Origin of the sequence: Trinickia acidisoli, from assembly GCF_017315725.1 — a bacterium.
Classification (GTDB): Bacteria; Pseudomonadota; Gammaproteobacteria; order Burkholderiales; family Burkholderiaceae; genus Trinickia; species Trinickia acidisoli.
The window spans coordinates 963,116-980,313 of record NZ_JAFLRG010000002.1; the positions used below are offsets into that span (position 1 = coordinate 963,116).

Below are 17,198 nucleotides of genomic sequence, written 5' to 3' on the forward strand. Positions count from 1 at the left end.
GACAATCGGATGCCCACGTGACGACAACAATCGAAGGAGGCTCAACCGCTAAGCAATCAAAGCACGCTCCAAGACCCTGGCCACGTGGACCGCTTCTGTTTGAGCGCCGTCCTTGATTTGATGCCTACAACTGGTACCGTCCGCGACGACGATCGCGCCATCGGGACGTTTGCGCACCGCCGGCAGCAATGACAATTCCGCCATCGCCTGCGAGGTTGAGAAATGCTCCGCCTCGTAACCGAAGCTGCCTGCCATTCCGCAGCACGACGATTCGATGGGGGAGACATTGAGCTCCGGAATCCAACGAAGGACCGTCTGCACGGGGGCAAACGCATCGAAGGCCTTCTGATGGCAATGCCCGTGCACGAGTGCCTCCGATACATCGAGCGCGCGTAGAGGCAGCCTCAATCGTCCCGCTTCGTGCTCGTGCACGAGGAATTCTTCGAATAGATAAGCCTGACTGGCCAATCGCTTTGCGTCATCGCCATAGCCGTAGGTCAGAAACTCGTCACGCATTGAAAGCAAGCAGGAAGGCTCGAGTCCGACGACGGCGACACCCCGCTCGAGATAGGGCCGCAACGCATCCAGCGTGCGGCGTGCCTCCGCCTTGGCTGCGTCGACAAGACCTGCAGCGAGGAACGTGCGGCCGCAACACAAGGGGCGCTCGCCCGCCCGAGTATTGAAGCGAACGGTGTAGCCGGCAGCCTCGAGGACGGCCTGAGCCGCGCGTGCGTTCTCTGGCTCGTAATAGTTGCTGAATGTGTCGACAAAGAGCAGAACTTCCCGAGAGGAAGATTCGATGTCGGAAGAAGAGAACTGAACACGCGACAGGAATGGCCGCGAAAATTTCGGCAACGTCCGCTGCGATGCCAGCCCGATCCATCGTTTCACTGCGGGCGCGATATATGGCACCTTCTCCGCAACCGTCAACGCGCGGCGCACGCGTGCAGCCCACGGCGCATAACGCGGCAGATAGGCAATCAGTCGCTCGCGCAGGGTCGATCCGTGCTTCATGTTCCAGGCATGGCGTGCTTCGATCTTGAAGCGCGCCATGTCGATTCCGGTCGGGCAATCGCGCTTGCATCCCTTGCAGGACACGCAAAGATCCAGCGCCGCCTTGACGTCGTCGCCGGCAAGGCCGTCTCGACCGAGTTGTCCTGTCACCGCAAGGCGCAACGTATTGGCGCGGCCGCGCGTGACGTGTTGTTCATCGCGCGTCACGCGATAGCTCGGACACATCGTGCCTGCATCGAACTTTCGACAATGGCCATTGTTGTTGCACATCTCCACGGCCGAGGCGAGGCCATGCGTGGCGTCGGCGCCGGTACCGGGATCGGTCTGCTTGCCGGTCAATGGATCGCGGTTGACGTTCCACGCGGACCAATCGAGTGCGGGCTGTAGCGGCAGGGCCGCGTAGCCGGGCGCGAAGCGGAAATGCTCGCGCGCGTCCATGCGCGGCGGGTCGATGATCTTGTTCGGGTTGAAGCGGTTGTCTGGATCGAAGAGAGCTTTGATCTCCGCAAAGGCCGCGTTGATGCGAGGGCCATATTGCCAGGCCACCCATTCGCCGCGGCAAAGGCCATCGCCGTGCTCACCGGAGTAGGCCCCCTTGTATTCCCGCACGAGCGCGGCGGCCTCGTCCGCGATCTCGCGCATATGCGTTGCCCCGTCTCGCCGCATGTCGAGAATGGGGCGCACGTGTAGCGTCCCGACGCTGGCATGCGCATACCACGTGCCCTCGGTCCCGTGTTTGTGGAAGACATCGGTCAATCGACGCGTGTATTCGGCCAAATTTTCCAGCGGTACTGCGCAATCTTCAATGAAGGACACCGGTTTGCCGTCGCCTTTCATGCTCATCATGATGTTCAAGCCGGCCTTGCGGACATCCCACAGCGCTTTCTGAGCATTGGCCTCGGGCATCTTCACTACGCTGCCGGGAAAACCCAAATCGGCCATGAGCTCTGCAAGGCGATCAAGTTGACTGAGTTGGATGTCGCGCGACTCTCCGGCAAACTCAACGAGCAATATCGCGTCGGGTTGCCCCACCAAAGCCTGCTCGATGACAGGGCGGAACGCGGGATTCTCCATCGAAAGGTCGATCATGGTCCGATCGACCAGTTCCACTGCCGTCGGCTTGAGCGCGACGATGTGTTGCGTCATCTCCATCGCTTGGTAGAAGGTCGGAAAATTCACGACCCCTAAAACCTTATGTGCCGGCAGCGGCGCAAGCTTGAGCGTAATCCGACGGCTGTAGGCAAGCGTGCCTTCGGAGCCCACGAGGATATGAGAAAGATTGGCGTGGCCGTCGTCGGAATACGCGCGCGGGTTCTGGCATTCGAAAAGGTCGATGTTGTACCCCGCCACTCGGCGCAGCACCTTCGGCACCCGTTCGACGATCTCGTCGCGCTCGCGCCGTGCGATGCGCTCGAGGCCTAGTAAAATGTCGCGCGTACGATCGCCCTCTATCGAATGCGCCAGCGAGCCGAAATGGCATTCGCTGCCGTCAGCGAGCACCGCATCGATCGCGAGAACGTTGTGCACCATATTCCCGTATTCGATCGATCGAGAGCCGCACGAATTGTTGCCGGCCATGCCCCCGATCGTGCACTGTGCGCCCGTCGATACGTCCACCGGAAACCACAGCCCGTGCGGCTTGAGCCAGGCGTTCAAGTGATCGAGCACGATACCGGGCTCGACGGTCACGGTGCGCGCATCGGCATCGAAATCGACGATCCGATTGAGCCATTTGCTATTGTCGATCACGAGCGCTTCGCCGACCGTCTGTCCGCACTGGCTGGTACCCGCCCCGCGAGCCAGGACCGGAATCTTCCGGTCGCGCGCGATATCGAGCGCCACGAGGAGATCGGCTTGATCGCGTGGCACGACGACACCCAAAGGCATGATCTGATAAATGGATGCGTCCGTGGCATAGCGTCCACGGGTTGCACGATCGGCGTAGACGTCTCCGCGCAATTGCTTGCGAAGCTGCGAAAACAGCGGCGAGAGCGCGGCGCTGTGCGACGGCAAGAGACGTACGGGTTGCAACAATGGCGAAGAGACAGCGGAAGTCATGGCGGCGATGGATACGGAAAGAGATGACGTGTCAGATGAACGTGACGCTCACGGGAGGGAGCCCCGGGATGTGGCCGTTCGCCGAGCCCGCGTCCCCCGGAAAGTACATGCCGGTGTATGAGCCCGTGGTGACGATCGTGCCGGCGGGTAATGCCATTGCTCGCTGCGTTGCATGATTCACGAGCCGAGGCAGAAGGCGACGCGGGTCGCCCGCGGGATTGCACGCAGCGCCGCTGATGACGCTATGGCCGCCGAACGTGAACGACGGCTCCGGAGTTGCGAACGGAAAATCGGCGCGATAGGGTACCGTCTCGCCGACCACGAGCGCCCCGTGGTTCAACAGATCGGCAAGTTGCGCCGTGGGGGGGACCCCGGGCCATTCTCGATAGCGGCTGGCGACCACCTCGATGGCCGCGGCCATCTGTGCGATGCTGCCGAGCACGTCCTCATCGCTGTAGGCTGCAGGGCGCGGTTCGAAATCGCGCCCGAAGCGGAACGCGATCTCCAATTCGAGGCCGAGCGGTCGAAAAGCGCGGCGCGATAGCGTCGCGCCACTCTCTCGCAGGCAATCCTTCGGCAACGGCGAGCAACGGATCGCGTCATCCGGCGATTTTGCGCCGACCTTCCAGCCGCCGATCGCGGCGTTGCGTAGGCACAGCAGTTGATCCTGCACGGCATACGCGGCGTCGATATCGGCGGGAACGAGTTCGGCCGGCAAATCGCGGAATGCGATACCGTTCTCCCATCCGGCTGAGAGCAGGGCGGCCAGTTCGTGCGTGGTGTGAGTCATTGGATTCAAGAATTGATGAGCACTGCCGGTTGGGCAGCGCAATGTTGGGCTTATGCAGGGGAACGCTTGCTAACGGCTTGGGGTGCGTCGCACTCGTTGACGAAGCGGCTCTCCGGCTGCATGCGAAATGCGAGGATCGCGCCCAGCGCTGTCAGAGCGATACTTCCGATAAACGGCAATTCCCAGCTACCGAACCGATCGATCACGTAGCCGGAGATAACGGGCGACAAGATAGCCGCAAGCGCGGAGCCCGAATTCATCATGCCGCTGGCCGTACCGGAGTACTCGGGTGCAACGTCCATCGGCACCGCCCACATCGGCCCAATCGTCATTTCGGCGAAGAAGAAGCCGGAGGCCAGGCAAATCACCGACACGTAGAGATCGTGCATGAACAGCAAGGGCAGGAGTGACGACATCGTCAGCAGCATGCACACGGCAACCATCCAACTCCGAGCGATTTTCAGGCGGCCCGTTTTCGTATAGAGCTTGTCGGTCACCACGCCGCCCAGGGTGTCGCCGAGCACTCCGGCGAAGAACACTGCGGATGCGAACACCGCGGACTTTTTAAGATCCAGCGAATAGCTGTGCAAAAAGTATTGCGGGATCCAACTCAGAAAGAGCCACAACGTCCAGCCGTAGCAGAAATAGACGACCGTAACCGGCATCATGCGCTTGAAGAGCGAACCCCACGGGATGTTCGTCGATTTCTGCCGCGGCAACGGAAGGATGGCGAGTTCGGCCTGCGTCATGCGGGGATGGTCTTTCGGGTCTTCGGTATAGGTCAGCGCCCAAGCCAACAACCAGAGCAGACTGAGGCCACCGCAAATGTAGAACGACATGCGCCAACCGTACACGGCCATGACCGCTACGATCGCGGTCGGCGCGACGGCGTTACCGACACGAGCGCAGGCATGCGTGAGGCCCTGCGCAAAGCCGCGCTTCTCGCGAGGTACCCACCGTGACATGGCCGCGGTCGCGGCCGGGAAGGTCGCACCTTCGCCGAGTCCGAGAAGAAGCCGGGCAGCCAATAACGCGAGGAGTCCGCCCGCGCAGCCGGTGAGTACCGTTGCCACGGCCCAGAGCAACCCGCACGCGAGCAGCGTGCGACGAGCGCCAAAGCGGTCGCTCACCCAACCGCCGATGATCTGGAATACGAGGTACGGATAGGCGAAGGCCGAGAAGACGAGCCCGATCTCTGTTTTGTTCAATCCGAATTCCCGGCCGAAACCGGCAGCGGCCGTGCTTACGTTGACACGGTCGAGGTATGTGATGAAATACATCACGCACAACATCACCAATACGACATTCGTCGCGCGGACCAGCTTCATGTCTCGTCTCCTGATGTTGTAGGCCCGGTACTTGGAGCCGGGCTTATTTGCGGCTACATGTTGTGTCAGCGAGATTTCACGATCGCCCATCGACCTGGGCGAAGTAATCCCATGCGGACAAGTAGCAATCGAATGGAAGCGATGGCGCGCGGCTGTCGTGCGCGCCACCTTGCAGATGCGCTCAGGCTGCCGCGCGCAACGAGGCGGTTCGTGCGGTCGAGGTCAGATAGTCCATCGCCGCGACCACGCCGCTCGCCGCGACAGCAACGCCGGCGAGCCTCAATCCCATTTCGCAGCCGGCGAGCGTCGCCATCAACGTGAGGTCGTTGCAGTCGCCAAGATGGCCGATACGGAACATCGTGCCGCGGATTTTGCCGAGTGCTTGCCCCAGCGACATATCGAACCGCTCGTAAACAATTTTGCGTACGGCATCGGCGTCGACACCCTCGGGCATGATCACACCGGTCAACACCGGACTGTAGACAGCCGGGTCGGCGCACTGAATCTGCAGGCCCCACGCGCTTACGGCGCGGCGCGTGGCCTCCGCTAACCGGCGATGGCGGGCGAACACGTTCTCCAATCCCTCGCCGAGGATCATGTCGAGCGCTTCCGACAGGCCATAGAGCAAGTTGGTATTGGGTGTGTATGGCCAGTAGCCGGTCTTGTTGGCTTCGATGATCTCGGCCCAGCCCCAGAACGCGCACGGCAATTTCGCGTGCTGGCTTGCTTCGATTGCTTTGGGAGAGAGCGCGTTGAAGCTGATGCCGGGCGGCAGCATCAACCCCTTTTGCGAACCGGACACCGTCACGTCGACACCCCATTCGTCGTGGCGATAGTCGGCCGATGCGAGACCGGAGATCGTATCGACCATCAGCAAGGCTGGGTGACGCACCGCATCGATGGCGCGCCGAACGGCCGCTATATCGGACGTGACGCCCGTCGACGTTTCGTTGTGCACGACGCAAACCGCTTTGATTGCGTGGGCCGTGTCCGCGCGCAAGCGCGCTTCGATCATGTCCGCCTGCACCCCGCGTCGCCAGCCGTCTAGGCCCGGAAGGCCGATGAATTCGGGCTTCAGGCCCAGCGCCTCGGCCATTTTCTTCCAGAGCGTTGCGAATTGACCGGTTTCGTACATCAGCACGGCGTCGCCGGGACTCAGGGTGTTGGAGAGCGCTGCCTCCCATGCACCCGTACCGGAAGCCGGATAGATGATCACCGGGTGTTCGGTCTTGAACACCTTCTTGATGTCGGCCAGCACCTTGCGTCCCAGCGCACCGAATTCGGGGCCGCGGTGATCGATGGTCGGGTAACTCATCGCCCGCAGAATGCGATCGGGAACGGGGCTCGGCCCCGGGATCTGCAGGAAATGGCGACCGGACGGATGAAAGTCGAGGTTCAGCATGGCCTTTTGGCTCCTTGGTTGAATTTTGAATTTTGCATGCAAAATACTGTAGCAGACCGAGGGGCCGATCTCCAGGGAAGATTTCGCTATATCCCGTGGTGTTTACCCGGTGCTCGGGGGTAGCTTAGTGCGGGTGCACGAGTTGCAGTAAAATCGCGGCAGATGAGGACAAAGGACTTTGCATGCAAGAATCCACCCAACGAACCCCGAGTGGCGGGGCGCCTCTGCTCCCGCCGCTGGAACGCCAACGGCTGCACGACACGGTGGTGGAACACCTACGCAGGTTCATCGTGGAAGGCGTGCTCGAGCCGGGTACTCGGCTGAACGAGCGGGAGATGTGCGAGACGCTCGGTATCTCGCGGACTCCGCTGCGGGAGGCCCTCAAGGTGCTGGCCTCCGAGGGCTTGGTCGTATTGCTGCCCAACCGCGGGGCAAGCGTCTACCGCATGAGCGAATCGGAAATCCGGGAGACATTCGAACTGATGTCGGGGCTCGAAGCGTTTTCCGGTGAGTTGGCCTGCGAGCGAATGACTGCGGCGGAACTTGCCGATATCAAGGCGCTGCATTACGCAATGCTGGCGTGTCGATTACAGAACGATCTGCCGGGCTACTACAGCCGCAACCAAGAGATCCACGACCGTATCAACGAGGCGGCGCGTAACTCGGTATTGCGCAATACGTATCAGTCGATCAACCGGCGCATCATGGCCATGCGTTTTCGCTCGAATCAGCACGTCGAGAAATGGGATCGCGCGGTGCACGACCATGAAGAGATCATCAAGGCACTGGAGGCGCGTGACGGGAAAGCGCTAGCCGGCATTTTGCGGCGTCATTTGTTGGAGAAGCGCGATGCGGTGTTGCTGATGGGTCTGGAGGATTCGGGGACGGTGGGGGATGTGGCGTGAGGAAAGAGATACCCCTCAACTCTGCCTAATCTGACGCGATAGGTTGAATAGCATCGTTTTCATATCGCGTTGCCTGTTGCGGAGGGGGCCAAATCGCCATCGCCGTGCGTACGACCGCCTCCAGCGTTTTTTGCGTGACGCCGTCGCGCGCTTGTAACGACATGCCATGCAACACGGTAACGAAATAGGCCGTGAGATCGTCGACGTCGGTGCTCTTCGGCAATTCTCCGTTCGCCAGACCTTGCACAAGGCGTTTGCGGATGTCTTGTGATGTGGCAAGCCGCAGGCCGCGCAAAAACTCATTCGCCGCCCCGTTGGGCGGCGCGCAGTTGGTGGCGCCTAGGACCACAAGGCAACCGCGTGGCCGCCCATTCATGGTGAGATCGGCAGTTGCCGCCATCAACATACCCTCAACTGCTTCGCGCGCGGAAACAGCTTCGCGCAATGCCTTGCTGGTCGAACTGCCTTCGGTGGCGCGATAGTGCGCCACCGCCTCGCGAAATAGCGCTGCCTTGTCGCCGAATGCAGCATACAAACTGGGCGCCTTGATCCCCATTGCAGCAGTCAGGTCAGCCATAGACGTGCCTTCGTAGCCACGCGCCCAAAACACTTCCATTGCCTGCTGCAGAGCCGTTTCACGATCGAAACTGCGCGGACGTCCACGTTCGGGCATGCCGGATCCAATTTTTTAACAGTTACTAAAGAATTTGACGATCTCAGATATTTCTGGCTATTCTATAACGATCGTTAATCAATCGGAAGGACATACGATGACTCGACTGACTGGAAAGGTCGCGCTGGTAACGGGCGCAAGCCGTGGGATCGGCGTGGCAATCGCAAGGCGGATGGCCCAAGAGGGCGCGGATGTTGCCATCACTTACGCCAGTTCGGCGGCCAAGGCGATCGGCGTGGTGAAGGAGATCACCGAAACGGGTAGGCGCGGGCTGGCGCTTGTCGCTGACAGCGCGGACCCACATGCCGTCGTCGAGGCGGTGGATCGAACCGTAGCCGAGCTGGGACGCATCGATATTCTCGTGAGTAACGCGGGCATCGGCTACTGGAAGACATTCGACGAATTTACGTTCGACGAGTTCGAGCACATCATGGCGGTGAACGTGCGCGCCGTGTTCGCCGGTGCACAGGCCGCAGCGAGGCACATGGGAGAAGGCGGCCGCATCATCACCATCGGCAGTTGCAACGCCGAACGTGTGCCGCTGCCCGGCAGCGCACTGTACGCGATGAGTAAGTCCGCGCTGATCGGCCTGACCAAAGGCATCGCACGCGATCTCGGCCCGCGCGGCATCACGGCGAATCTCGTGCAACCAGGCCCCATCGACACCGACATGAACCCGGCCGATGGCGCGCACGCAGATTCGTTGCGTGCATTGATGGCGCTTGGCCACTACGGCAACGGCGAAGATATCGGCGGCTTTGTTGCCTATCTCGCCAGCGACGAAGGTCGCTTCATCACCGGCGCGGCGTTGACTATCGACGGCGGCTACAACATCTGAGATGCACTGCGGCGAGTAGCGGATAGCTACTCGGAACCCGAAGCATGTCCTTTCCATGGATGAGGTCTGCTGCTATGCAGAGTCGCCTGTCGTTCGATTTAAAAGCGCGCGCTAAGGATTTCAGATGGAAGTAACCTCGGAGAGCGATGCGAATAGACATCGCACAGACGGCGCCGACGCCAAAGCGTTCATCTTGGCTACCGTCTGCCTGGCAGGACTGGCGATGCCGCTCAGTTTCACCGGACCGGCGGTTGCCACGCCCGTGATCGCGCGCGAACTGGGCGGCAACCCGATGGCGCTTGCCTGGGTGGTCAACGCGTTCGTGCTGGCATTTGGCAGTTGCGTGATGGCAGCCGGCGCGCTGGCCGATCAGGTGGGACGCAAGCGCATCTTTCGCGCTGGCATGATCGGGTTCACGATGCTGTCGCTCGTGATCGCACTGGCGCCCAATCTTGTCGTGCTCGATGTGCTGCGCGGCGCGCAGGGCATCGCCGCCGCGCTCGCCATGGCGGGTGGCGCTGCGACGCTCGCGCAAGAATTCGAAGGCCCGGATCGCACCCGGGCCTTCAGTCTGCTGGGCACGACCTTCGGCGTGGGACTCGCGTTCGGACCAATGTGGTCAGGATTTCTGATCGAATGGCTGGGCTGGCGCGCGATCTTCTTTACCGGCGCGATCCTGGGCTTGCTGGTGCTGATTTTCGGCGTGCCGCGCATTCACGAAACGCGCGACCCGGATGCGCGGGGCATCGACTGGTTGGGCACGCTGAGCTTTACGGCGGCGTTGTCGTCCTTGATCTTCGGCATCACACTGGCGCCGCAATCTGGCTGGGCAAGTGCGTGGGTGCTCTCGTTGTTGCTGAGTGCCGTGGCGTTGCTGGTCGCTTTCGTGCGGATCGAATTGCGTCAGACGCGACCCATGCTCGACGTGTCGCTGTTCCTGTATCCGCGTTTCATCGGGGTGCAGTTGCTGCCGCTGGCGACCGCCGTCTGCTTCGTGGTGCTCCTGATTGTGATGCCGATCGGTTTTATCGGTGTCGAAGGCTATAGCGCCATCAAGGCCGGCACGATGATGATTCCCTTGTCCGCACCCATGGCCATCGTGCCGTTTCTCGCCGGCAGGCTGGCGCGGCGCGTCTCGTCGGGAACACTATCGGCGGTTGGCCTGGTGATTGCCGCAATCGGTCTCGTGTGGCTCGCGTTCGTACCGGTGGGGCAGCAGTCGATGGCGGTGATCGGGCCAATGCTGCTGATCGGCATGGGCACGGGCTTGCCTTGGGGCCTGATGGACGACCTGTCGGTCAGCGTGGTGCCGAAGGAGCGTGCCGGCATGGCCACCGGCATTTTCTCGACCATGCGGCTGGCCGGCGAAGCGATTGCGCTGGCCGGGGTCTGGGCGACGCTGATGGCACTGATACATTCCGATTTGCAGCGCAATAGCCTCATAGCGGGAGAGGCGATTCGGGCCATCACAAACGATATGGTGGCCGGCAACTTCGCCCACGCCGCCGCGATTGCGCCTCGAGCGAGCCGTGCGCTGCTCATTACGGTGTATGCCGACGCTTTCCGCACTACGCTGTTCGCGCTGGCGACATTGACCGTGTTGGCTGCGGTGACGTCGTTCGTTATGCTGCGCCTGCCGCGCAAGGCAGCGAGCGGCAGCATGGCGCTCAATTGCGAAGCGTAGCGTGGCTCGCCTTTGGAGAGGTCGATGAACGCAGACGTTATATGCCATTACGTCGCTGTGCTCGAACGGCAACAGCGGGGCGCCTGGCATATCCATGTCGCCGTAAGCGGCCGGCAGAATTGGAAGCTACTGCGTTCGATCTGGCTATCGGTCGTGAGCAAGCGCGGCACGGACGGCGCGGTGAACGACAGCACCGGGGCGCTTTAAGAAGTACTGCGCTTTCAAGCCGATCGGCGGCAAGGGCCGTGCGATGCGGCATCGGATCGCGAGCTACATCGCGAAGTACATCGGCAAGGATGCCGGCGCGTCGACGTTCAATAAGAAACGCTATTGGACGAGCCGGGGAATCGTTGTGCCTGAGGTCGAGCCATATGTGCATCTTGGGCGCGAATGCAGCGCACAACAGGCTGTAATTGCAGCGCACCAGTGCATCCTGTCGAGCGGTGGTACCTGCAATGTTGCACAGTTCTATTGGAATCAGGGAGTTGGCGTGTTCTGGATGGCAACGGGAAACATTTTTTAGTCACCAGAGTAGCCTCAGTTCCCTCGCGGTTGCGAACGGGGGTATTCTCTGAGGATTGCATTCCAACGGGGAGATAAAGATGGAGTGGGGATATCCTAAGAAGACGGGAGATTCAACGTATGAGATTCCGGGGCATTGGCTTCATATTCACTATTTTGAGGCGCTCAATATTTTATTTCGACTTGAGAATTCGCTTCGCATGTTTGTTTTCTCCGTGCTGAAAAACGCCATGTTCGACAATTGGGTTAACATTCAAATATCCGTCGAGGATGGGGGGCCATCAAACACAATTAGCGTAACGGCCAAACGCCGAGCAGGTCAGGCAAAAGGATTTGAATATCTTGGTTATCAGGTGGCATGCCCCATCATGTATTTGACGGGTGGTGAATTGTCGAGAATAATCGCGTCCGAAGAATATTGGAGGTTGTTCGCAGGCCACCTAAAAGGTTCCAGGGAATTAATTAAAACCAAGCTCGATGAAATTGGTTATATTCGCAATGCGTTGGCGCACTTTCGCCCTATCAGTGGCGACGATATCGAGGTGATTCGGCAGAACGCAAAACAAGTTTTGTCTCCGGTGGAAGACTATCTTGGCGGGATGACAAGCTCCACGGGCACCGTTCCTACAAATACCGACGACAAGTGGTACCACGATCTGCAGGCCCTTGCGGCTGTCTGCGCTGAAAATGACTATAGATTTGTACCGCGTCAGGATAACACCGGTGATTGGGTCGAGTTGGCTGTCGGATTTTCATTGCCAAATATAAAAGAACGACGCGACGGCAAATATCGCTCCGTTACCACTACGCTGTTGTGGACGTCTGCAATTCCACGTTTATTTCCGATTATTGGGAAATATATTACGCGGATTTCGGAGTCGTCGATATGGTTTGATGCGCCCGATGATGATTCATGCGAAATTAGAAAGAATTGCAAATTTTCTTTTCGAAAGAAAGTGCTTGAGGAGCACTCGGAAGAAATCGCCGAAGCGTTTGTTTCCTTGATTAAAAAGGTTGTGGAAGAAACGGTGCTGGTTGCCGAGGATAATCTTGCTCGGGGATCTCTTGTGCGATCCGGCCGGTGTCACGCCATATGGAAGGAGGATGCCGAACGGTGGGAGGGACGAATTGAGCGGTTGTGGTGTCCTGTTGGTGAGGACGATGCGCCAGAATACTGGGGTAGGTTAGATTTTGGCTTTGTCGATATCGTTGCGGGCGCATCGAGGTATCCGTGGATGGCAGTTGACGTTTCTTCGTCGACAGGATGGAAGATGTGAAAGATGGTGGAAGGCGGCGGTCGCCGCCTTTGGCTGTGTTCGCTATTTCATGCGATGTCTAGGCGAAGCTGCACTGCGTACTGTCGGTCGTTGGCTGCAGGCCGTACTTTGATATCGTCATGGTGATCGTGTCCGTTGCAGCCATCGCCGCCTCCGGCACCGGAGAATCGGCGCCGGTCAAGCTTAGGCCGCTTCAAAGCGGACATCTGAACTTGGCTACAAGCGGACGTTACAACTTAGCCACTACAACTAGCTCGGTTGATAATTGAGATTATGTCAAATATCATGACCGCGCTGCGCTGCGCGATTCGTGCATCGACAAGAAATGAAGCATCGTGCGAACCAACACACCAACACTCTCAGTGAGCTACGCCGCTACAAGCAGCCCCGCATCGAGCGCAAACGGCAGCCACATCAGCAATTGCGCACTGATCTCGTCCTGAGCCCGCCCGAGTTCGCCCGCCACGCTCGGAATCAGGTCGCGCACGCTGCCCTCTGTATCCCCCAGCAGGCTAAGGAACGAAAACGACCATGGCTCGAGCCGATGCAGCCGCACGCGATAGTGGCTGCGGGCCACGGCGACGTGTGTGTCGCCCGCTGCGGGATTGCTGAACGGCTGGTCGGCCGCCACCGCCGCAATCAGACTCGAAAAATCGAAGTCGAGCCGCAAAAGCCGCAGCGACGCCGGCGCGCGCAAGCGAAGCGCGTGTAACAAAACGATATCGAACGGAGCAGGAAACAGCGAACGTTCGCCCCCTTCGATACCGGGCGCGCGCTCCACTTCCGCAAACGCACGCTCGAGCCGCGCGAGGCTCGCCGGCAGCGCTTCGAGCGTGCCGCGCCCATCGTTGGGCTGCGGCCGCGCGGCTTCGAGAAAATCGGCAAAGCCAGCGCCCAAATCGAACAGCGTATAGGACGAAGGCGGCTTGGCGCCGAGATACGCGCCGGCAAAGAGATCGAAAACCTGATCGCCGACGAAACGCCTCAGCACCGGAAATTCCGCGCGCAGGCATTCGATGAGACGCATGCGATAGCTGACCACATAGATCTCGAGGCGCTGGCGCGCCGGCAATCGCTCCGTACCAACGATCGCCGCATCGCAATCGATACCGTATTGGGCTGCGACGCTCAGCGCGTCGTCGAGCGTCCAGGATTCGCCGGCGACGACATCTTGCATCCAGTGTTGCAGCGTGGCGAGATCGCGATCGTTCACGTTATCGGTCAAAGTCAGCGGCTCAATTGAAAGTCGACTGGGGTGGACAACGCCCCCCCTGTCACGAGGCGCACGTCGCCCGCCTCAGGCATCGCGCCGCCGCGCGCAACTTTCGCCTTGCCGAGTTCGTCGAGTAACGCGGCAAACGGCGGAATGCTCGCATCCCATTCGAGCAGCGTCGCCACACCCGCCGTGCGCGCCTGCGCGAGCGCGTAAAGCGGCCACACGGCGGCCGGCACGGGTTGGTCGTGCGTGTCGATGAGATGGGTACCGCAATCGCTAGGGCCCGCGAGATGGATCTGCACAATGCGCTCGGCCGGCAACTGCTCGATATAGGCGACGGGGTCGAAGCCGTGATTCCTGGCGCTGACGTAGACGTTGTTGACGTCGAGCAACAATCCGCAGTCCGTAGCGTCCGCCAGCCTCGCGAGAAATTCCGCTTCGGACATCTGCGACGCGTGAAACGTCAGATAGCTGCTCGGATTCTCAAGAATCAGCGCGCGCCCAAGATAGTCCTGCACGGCGCGAACGCGATCGGCCACGTGCGCCAGGCTTTGTTCGGTGAGCGGCATCGGCAGCAGATCGTGCGTATTGCGGCCGTTGACGCCCGTCCAGCAGAGATGATCGGAAATCCAGGCGGGGCGAACGCGCTCGGCCAGTTCGCGAAGCTTGCGCAGGTAGACGCGATCGAACGGCGCGACACTGCCGATCGAGAGCGACACGCCGTGCATGACGATCGGCCGATGCGCCGCGATGCGCTCGAGCACATGAGCCGCATAGCCGTGGTGATCGAGAAAGTTCTCGCTAATGATCTCGAACCAGTCAACGCCCCATTCCGACGGCGCCGTCGCCATCAAATGTGGAAAATGGACGTGACGCAGCCCGACCCCGTCACCGAGATTCGGCAGGCCGAGGCGGCAAGCCGATGCGCTTGCCGCCTCGTACAAGACGGCCCCTGCGGTCATGTCGACGGCGGCATGGCGATGCGCAGCGGGTTCGGCGGCAACTCGGGCGGCACCTCTTGCTTTCTTGCCTCCAGCACGCGCTTGTAGGCCTCGTAGGCGATCTTGTCGATGCGGTCGCCCTTCTCGAATGCGATCGTCGCGTCCGGGCCTTCGAGCGCTACCGCCTGCCAATGCGGTTGGAAACCGCCGATCTGCTTGTAGTCGAACAATTGCATCGTGCCCGCAAGCGGGAAGCGCTGAGAGGCCGAAATCGGCACCGCGCAACCACCGAAGCCCTGGCAGCGGTTGTCGCCGGGCGCGCTGTAAACCGGTAGCGGATTGCAGCCGTTGCCGAACGTGCGCATCTGCAGCGCCGTGCTCGCACTCGTGCTTGTGCCGCAATTGCCGCCGCCCGAGACCTTTTGCACGAAGCCGCAGCCGCCCTGTGCGTTGCATTGATTCGAGCCGCGGCAGCTATGGAAAACGCCGACCTGGGCGCAATCGTTCGGCGCTTTCGCGACATTGAGGTCGAGCCCTTGGCACGCGTGATACAAAATCTTCGAATCGAGCGGCTCGAGACCGATCGACAAATCGGGCGCCTTCCCATAAACGGCCCAACAGATCGCCATGCGATCGCCCGAGCCCACCATCGACGGAAACGGGAACTGTACGGGATTCTGTGCCTGGGCCGCGGCGCTCCAAAAGTCGTCGAGCACGGTCAGCACGCCCGCGATCGAACCGACCGCGGCCTGGCTCAGCGTCGGGTAGTAGCGCGCCGGCTCCGCGCGCAGCGTGTTGAGCGCCTCGGCGACCTGATCCGGAGAAGGAATGGGATCGTCGGCCGGCCGCACGTAATCGGGCTTCTTCAAATCGCTACCCTGCCAGCCACCGCCCTCCTTCGCCCGTTCGGCCCACCAGTCGATCCATGTGCGCACGCCGCCCTGCTCGAACAGATCCCGGATATCTCTGTTGAACCGCTCGAAGTGGTCGGCTTCGTCGTGATCGGTACGCGCCGCCGCATCGGCCGAAGGCATGAGCGCGCCGCTATCGTTAAAGCTCGGATAGTCCGATTCAAGCGCGACGGGCGACGGACGATACTCCTTCTTCACCGCGCGCAAACCGATCTCTCTCGCGCGCTGCAGCAGTTGCTGCTTGCGCTCGCCGCCTTGCAACAGCCCTTGCGGCTGCGCCGTCAGTTCGGCAAGCACCGGGAGCGCGTCTTCGGGCAAAGTATCGACCCCGAGCGCATCCTTGAAAACCTCGTGAAGGTTCTCGTAATTGTGCGTCTCGATCGCCTCTCCGAGATGCTCGCCGAGCACCGCCACGGCCTTTTCCACGCGCCGACGGACCCGCTCTTTGAGCGTGCTGCCTTCGCCTTGATCGGTGATGGCGCTCATCATATTCAACATCTGCTCTTTGGCGATGTCCTTGTATGTGAGCGCGATCGTTGCCTCGAAGCCCATGAACTCGCGCATCGGATGACCCGCGCCCGAGAAGTTGTTGAACAGGTCGTTTTGCTGGCCGTTCGGATTGAACACGCAATCCCACAACGTCGAGCCGTCCTCGTAGACCACATTCACATAGTTGCCGTAACACTGATACATCCAGCCGATCGAGCCGAATTGCGGCAGCGGCTCACCCGCCTCCCAGGGGCCGCGCTCGCCGCCCGACTTCCAGATATCGTCGAACGGGGCGATCGGGAAATACTCGCCGCGGTACTGCTCGAGCACGTCGGTGCGCGCGTCGGCATCGTCGCGCTCGATCGCGCAGAAGAGCCACAGTTTCTCGTCATTGAGCGCGCCGACATCGACATCGGCCGCCAGCCCCTGCTCTTTGCGATCCTGATAGCTTTGCGTATGAGCGAGATCGATGATGTTCGGAATGCGCGTCTTGCCTGGGCCGTAGCATTTCCATGCGTGCGTCTCGGGGTCGACGAGCGAGCAAGTGCTGTATTTCGGCGGCGAATTCGGGTCGCTGACGGCCGTCGCCATATTCGAGGCGAGTTGCAAATGCAGCATTTCGTCGATAAAGACGGAGAAGAGAATATTAAACGCCCGCTCTTCGTTGCTCGCCGGATTGCGCACCGGCTTCGCGCCGGGCCAGAGACGACCCTTGTAGAAATCGAGATTTTTTCCCGTAATGGCATGCATGCCGTAAATCGAATACAGGCTCGTCATATACAGTGGAATCGTGAAGAGCTCGACCTCGAGCGCGGCTTGGGCGATGGCCCGCAAGGCGGCGATGTCGGTTTCTTTATGTGCGGGGCTCCGCTTGTTTTCTCCGACTCCGTTACTGCTTTCAATGCTTTCCATGCGTGGTCTCCTACTGATCGGCGAGCGCATCGGAATGTCGGTCGCCGGCTGCGGGTGGGAAGCGACGGCTGGTAAGCCGTCTTTTTTTATAAAGACAGGCAGAACGACGAGCAACGGGCTTGGACCGGTTTCTCCGCACCGACCTTACATCTGACGAAACCATACGGTAGCCATATCGGCGTGTCAAGCGATGAGATGAGATTCAACTCACGCACCGCAAAGCCTGCAAGGCCATGGT

13 protein-coding genes are annotated in these 17,198 nt (G+C 60.5%); 5 read left to right on the forward strand and 8 right to left on the reverse strand.

Annotated elements, in window-relative coordinates; translation table 11 throughout:
- Positions 1-48 precede the first annotated feature (48 nt).
- The 4 genes from J3485_RS22770 to J3485_RS22785 all read right to left on the reverse strand — a co-directional run bounded on the left by J3485_RS22770 (position 49) and on the right by J3485_RS22785 (position 6,592).
- Positions 49-3,072: an FAD-binding and (Fe-S)-binding domain-containing protein gene (locus tag J3485_RS22770; RefSeq protein ID WP_206956576.1), complete on the reverse strand. Its 3,024-nt coding sequence runs from the start codon at positions 3,070-3,072 to the stop codon at positions 49-51.
- 31 nt (positions 3,073-3,103) lie between these two features.
- Entirely contained in the window at positions 3,104-3,862 is a 759-nt protein-coding gene (locus J3485_RS22775) for a 2-keto-4-pentenoate hydratase (protein ID WP_206956577.1), read from the reverse strand.
- 50 nt (positions 3,863-3,912) lie between these two features.
- Positions 3,913-5,190, reverse strand: a complete 1,278-nt coding sequence (locus tag J3485_RS22780; protein WP_206956578.1) for an MFS transporter — start codon at positions 5,188-5,190, stop codon at positions 3,913-3,915.
- A gap of 181 nt (positions 5,191-5,371) precedes the next feature.
- Positions 5,372-6,592 (reverse strand): pyridoxal-phosphate-dependent aminotransferase family protein, encoded by a 1,221-nt coding sequence (locus tag J3485_RS22785; RefSeq protein ID WP_206956579.1) that lies wholly within the window; start codon positions 6,590-6,592, stop codon positions 5,372-5,374.
- A 182-nt stretch (positions 6,593-6,774) separates the two neighbouring features.
- On the opposite strand from J3485_RS22785, the gene J3485_RS22790 reads away from it, so the two are divergent.
- On the forward strand, positions 6,775-7,497 hold the full coding sequence (locus tag J3485_RS22790; RefSeq protein WP_206956580.1) for a GntR family transcriptional regulator: 723 nt from the start codon (positions 6,775-6,777) through the stop codon (positions 7,495-7,497).
- 25 nt (positions 7,498-7,522) lie between these two features.
- Here J3485_RS22790 and J3485_RS22795 read toward each other — a convergent pair whose 3' ends face one another.
- Positions 7,523-8,170, reverse strand: a complete 648-nt coding sequence (locus J3485_RS22795; RefSeq protein ID WP_206956581.1) for a TetR/AcrR family transcriptional regulator — start codon at positions 8,168-8,170, stop codon at positions 7,523-7,525.
- 97 nt (positions 8,171-8,267) lie between these two features.
- On the opposite strand from J3485_RS22795, the gene J3485_RS22800 reads away from it, so the two are divergent.
- The 4 genes from J3485_RS22800 to J3485_RS22815 all read left to right on the forward strand — a co-directional run bounded on the left by J3485_RS22800 (position 8,268) and on the right by J3485_RS22815 (position 12,491).
- On the forward strand, positions 8,268-9,008 hold the full coding sequence (locus J3485_RS22800; protein ID WP_206958301.1) for a 3-oxoacyl-ACP reductase family protein: 741 nt from the start codon (positions 8,268-8,270) through the stop codon (positions 9,006-9,008).
- A gap of 124 nt (positions 9,009-9,132) precedes the next feature.
- Positions 9,133-10,692, forward strand: a complete 1,560-nt coding sequence (locus J3485_RS22805; RefSeq protein ID WP_206956582.1) for an MFS transporter — start codon at positions 9,133-9,135, stop codon at positions 10,690-10,692.
- Positions 10,693-10,716: 24 nt separating this feature from the next.
- The gene (locus J3485_RS29085) at positions 10,717-10,899 is read left to right on the forward strand and encodes a rolling circle replication-associated protein (RefSeq protein WP_242538891.1); all 183 of its coding nucleotides are present in this window, start codon (positions 10,717-10,719) and stop codon (positions 10,897-10,899) included.
- A gap of 395 nt (positions 10,900-11,294) precedes the next feature.
- Complete coding sequence (locus J3485_RS22815; protein WP_206956583.1) at positions 11,295-12,491, forward strand: hypothetical protein; 1,197 nt, start codon at positions 11,295-11,297, stop codon at positions 12,489-12,491.
- Positions 12,492-12,858: 367 nt separating this feature from the next.
- Here the strand turns inward: J3485_RS22815 and J3485_RS22820 are convergent, their stop codons facing one another.
- The 3 genes from J3485_RS22820 to J3485_RS22830 are packed head-to-tail and all read right to left on the reverse strand — an operon-like array spanning position 12,859 to position 16,960.
- Entirely contained in the window at positions 12,859-13,716 is an 858-nt protein-coding gene (locus J3485_RS22820) for an HvfC/BufC N-terminal domain-containing protein (RefSeq protein ID WP_206956584.1), read from the reverse strand.
- A 2-nt stretch (positions 13,717-13,718) separates the two neighbouring features.
- Positions 13,719-14,669: an MNIO family bufferin maturase gene (gene bufB, locus J3485_RS22825; protein WP_206956585.1), complete on the reverse strand. Its 951-nt coding sequence runs from the start codon at positions 14,667-14,669 to the stop codon at positions 13,719-13,721.
- The gene (locus J3485_RS22830; RefSeq protein ID WP_206956586.1) at positions 14,666-16,960 is read right to left on the reverse strand and encodes a ferritin-like domain-containing protein; all 2,295 of its coding nucleotides are present in this window, start codon (positions 16,958-16,960) and stop codon (positions 14,666-14,668) included. The genes bufB and J3485_RS22830 overlap by 4 nt, the downstream gene beginning before the upstream one ends.
- Positions 16,961-17,198 lie beyond the last annotated feature (238 nt).

Excerpts from the sequence above, each read along its gene's own strand:
- J3485_RS22770 (WP_206956576.1), bottom strand. The coding sequence starts at position 3,072 with ATGACTTCCGCTGTCTCTTCGCCATTGTTGCAACCCGTACGTCTCTTG.
- J3485_RS22775 (WP_206956577.1), bottom strand. The coding sequence starts at position 3,862 with ATGACTCACACCACGCACGAACTGGCCGCCCTGCTCTCAGCCGGATGG.
- J3485_RS22780 (WP_206956578.1), bottom strand. The coding sequence starts at position 5,190 with ATGAAGCTGGTCCGCGCGACGAATGTCGTATTGGTGATGTTGTGCGTG.
- J3485_RS22785 (WP_206956579.1), bottom strand. The coding sequence starts at position 6,592 with ATGCTGAACCTCGACTTTCATCCGTCCGGTCGCCATTTCCTGCAGATC.
- J3485_RS22790 (WP_206956580.1), top strand. The coding sequence starts at position 6,775 with ATGCAAGAATCCACCCAACGAACCCCGAGTGGCGGGGCGCCTCTGCTC.
- J3485_RS22795 (WP_206956581.1), bottom strand. The coding sequence starts at position 8,170 with ATGCCCGAACGTGGACGTCCGCGCAGTTTCGATCGTGAAACGGCTCTG.
- J3485_RS22800 (WP_206958301.1), top strand. The coding sequence starts at position 8,268 with ATGACTCGACTGACTGGAAAGGTCGCGCTGGTAACGGGCGCAAGCCGT.
- J3485_RS22805 (WP_206956582.1), top strand. The coding sequence starts at position 9,133 with ATGGAAGTAACCTCGGAGAGCGATGCGAATAGACATCGCACAGACGGC.
- J3485_RS29085 (WP_242538891.1), top strand. The coding sequence starts at position 10,717 with ATGAACGCAGACGTTATATGCCATTACGTCGCTGTGCTCGAACGGCAA.
- J3485_RS22815 (WP_206956583.1), top strand. The coding sequence starts at position 11,295 with ATGGAGTGGGGATATCCTAAGAAGACGGGAGATTCAACGTATGAGATT.
- bufB (WP_206956585.1), bottom strand. The coding sequence starts at position 14,669 with ATGACCGCAGGGGCCGTCTTGTACGAGGCGGCAAGCGCATCGGCTTGC.
- J3485_RS22830 (WP_206956586.1), bottom strand. The coding sequence starts at position 16,960 with ATGGAAAGCATTGAAAGCAGTAACGGAGTCGGAGAAAACAAGCGGAGC.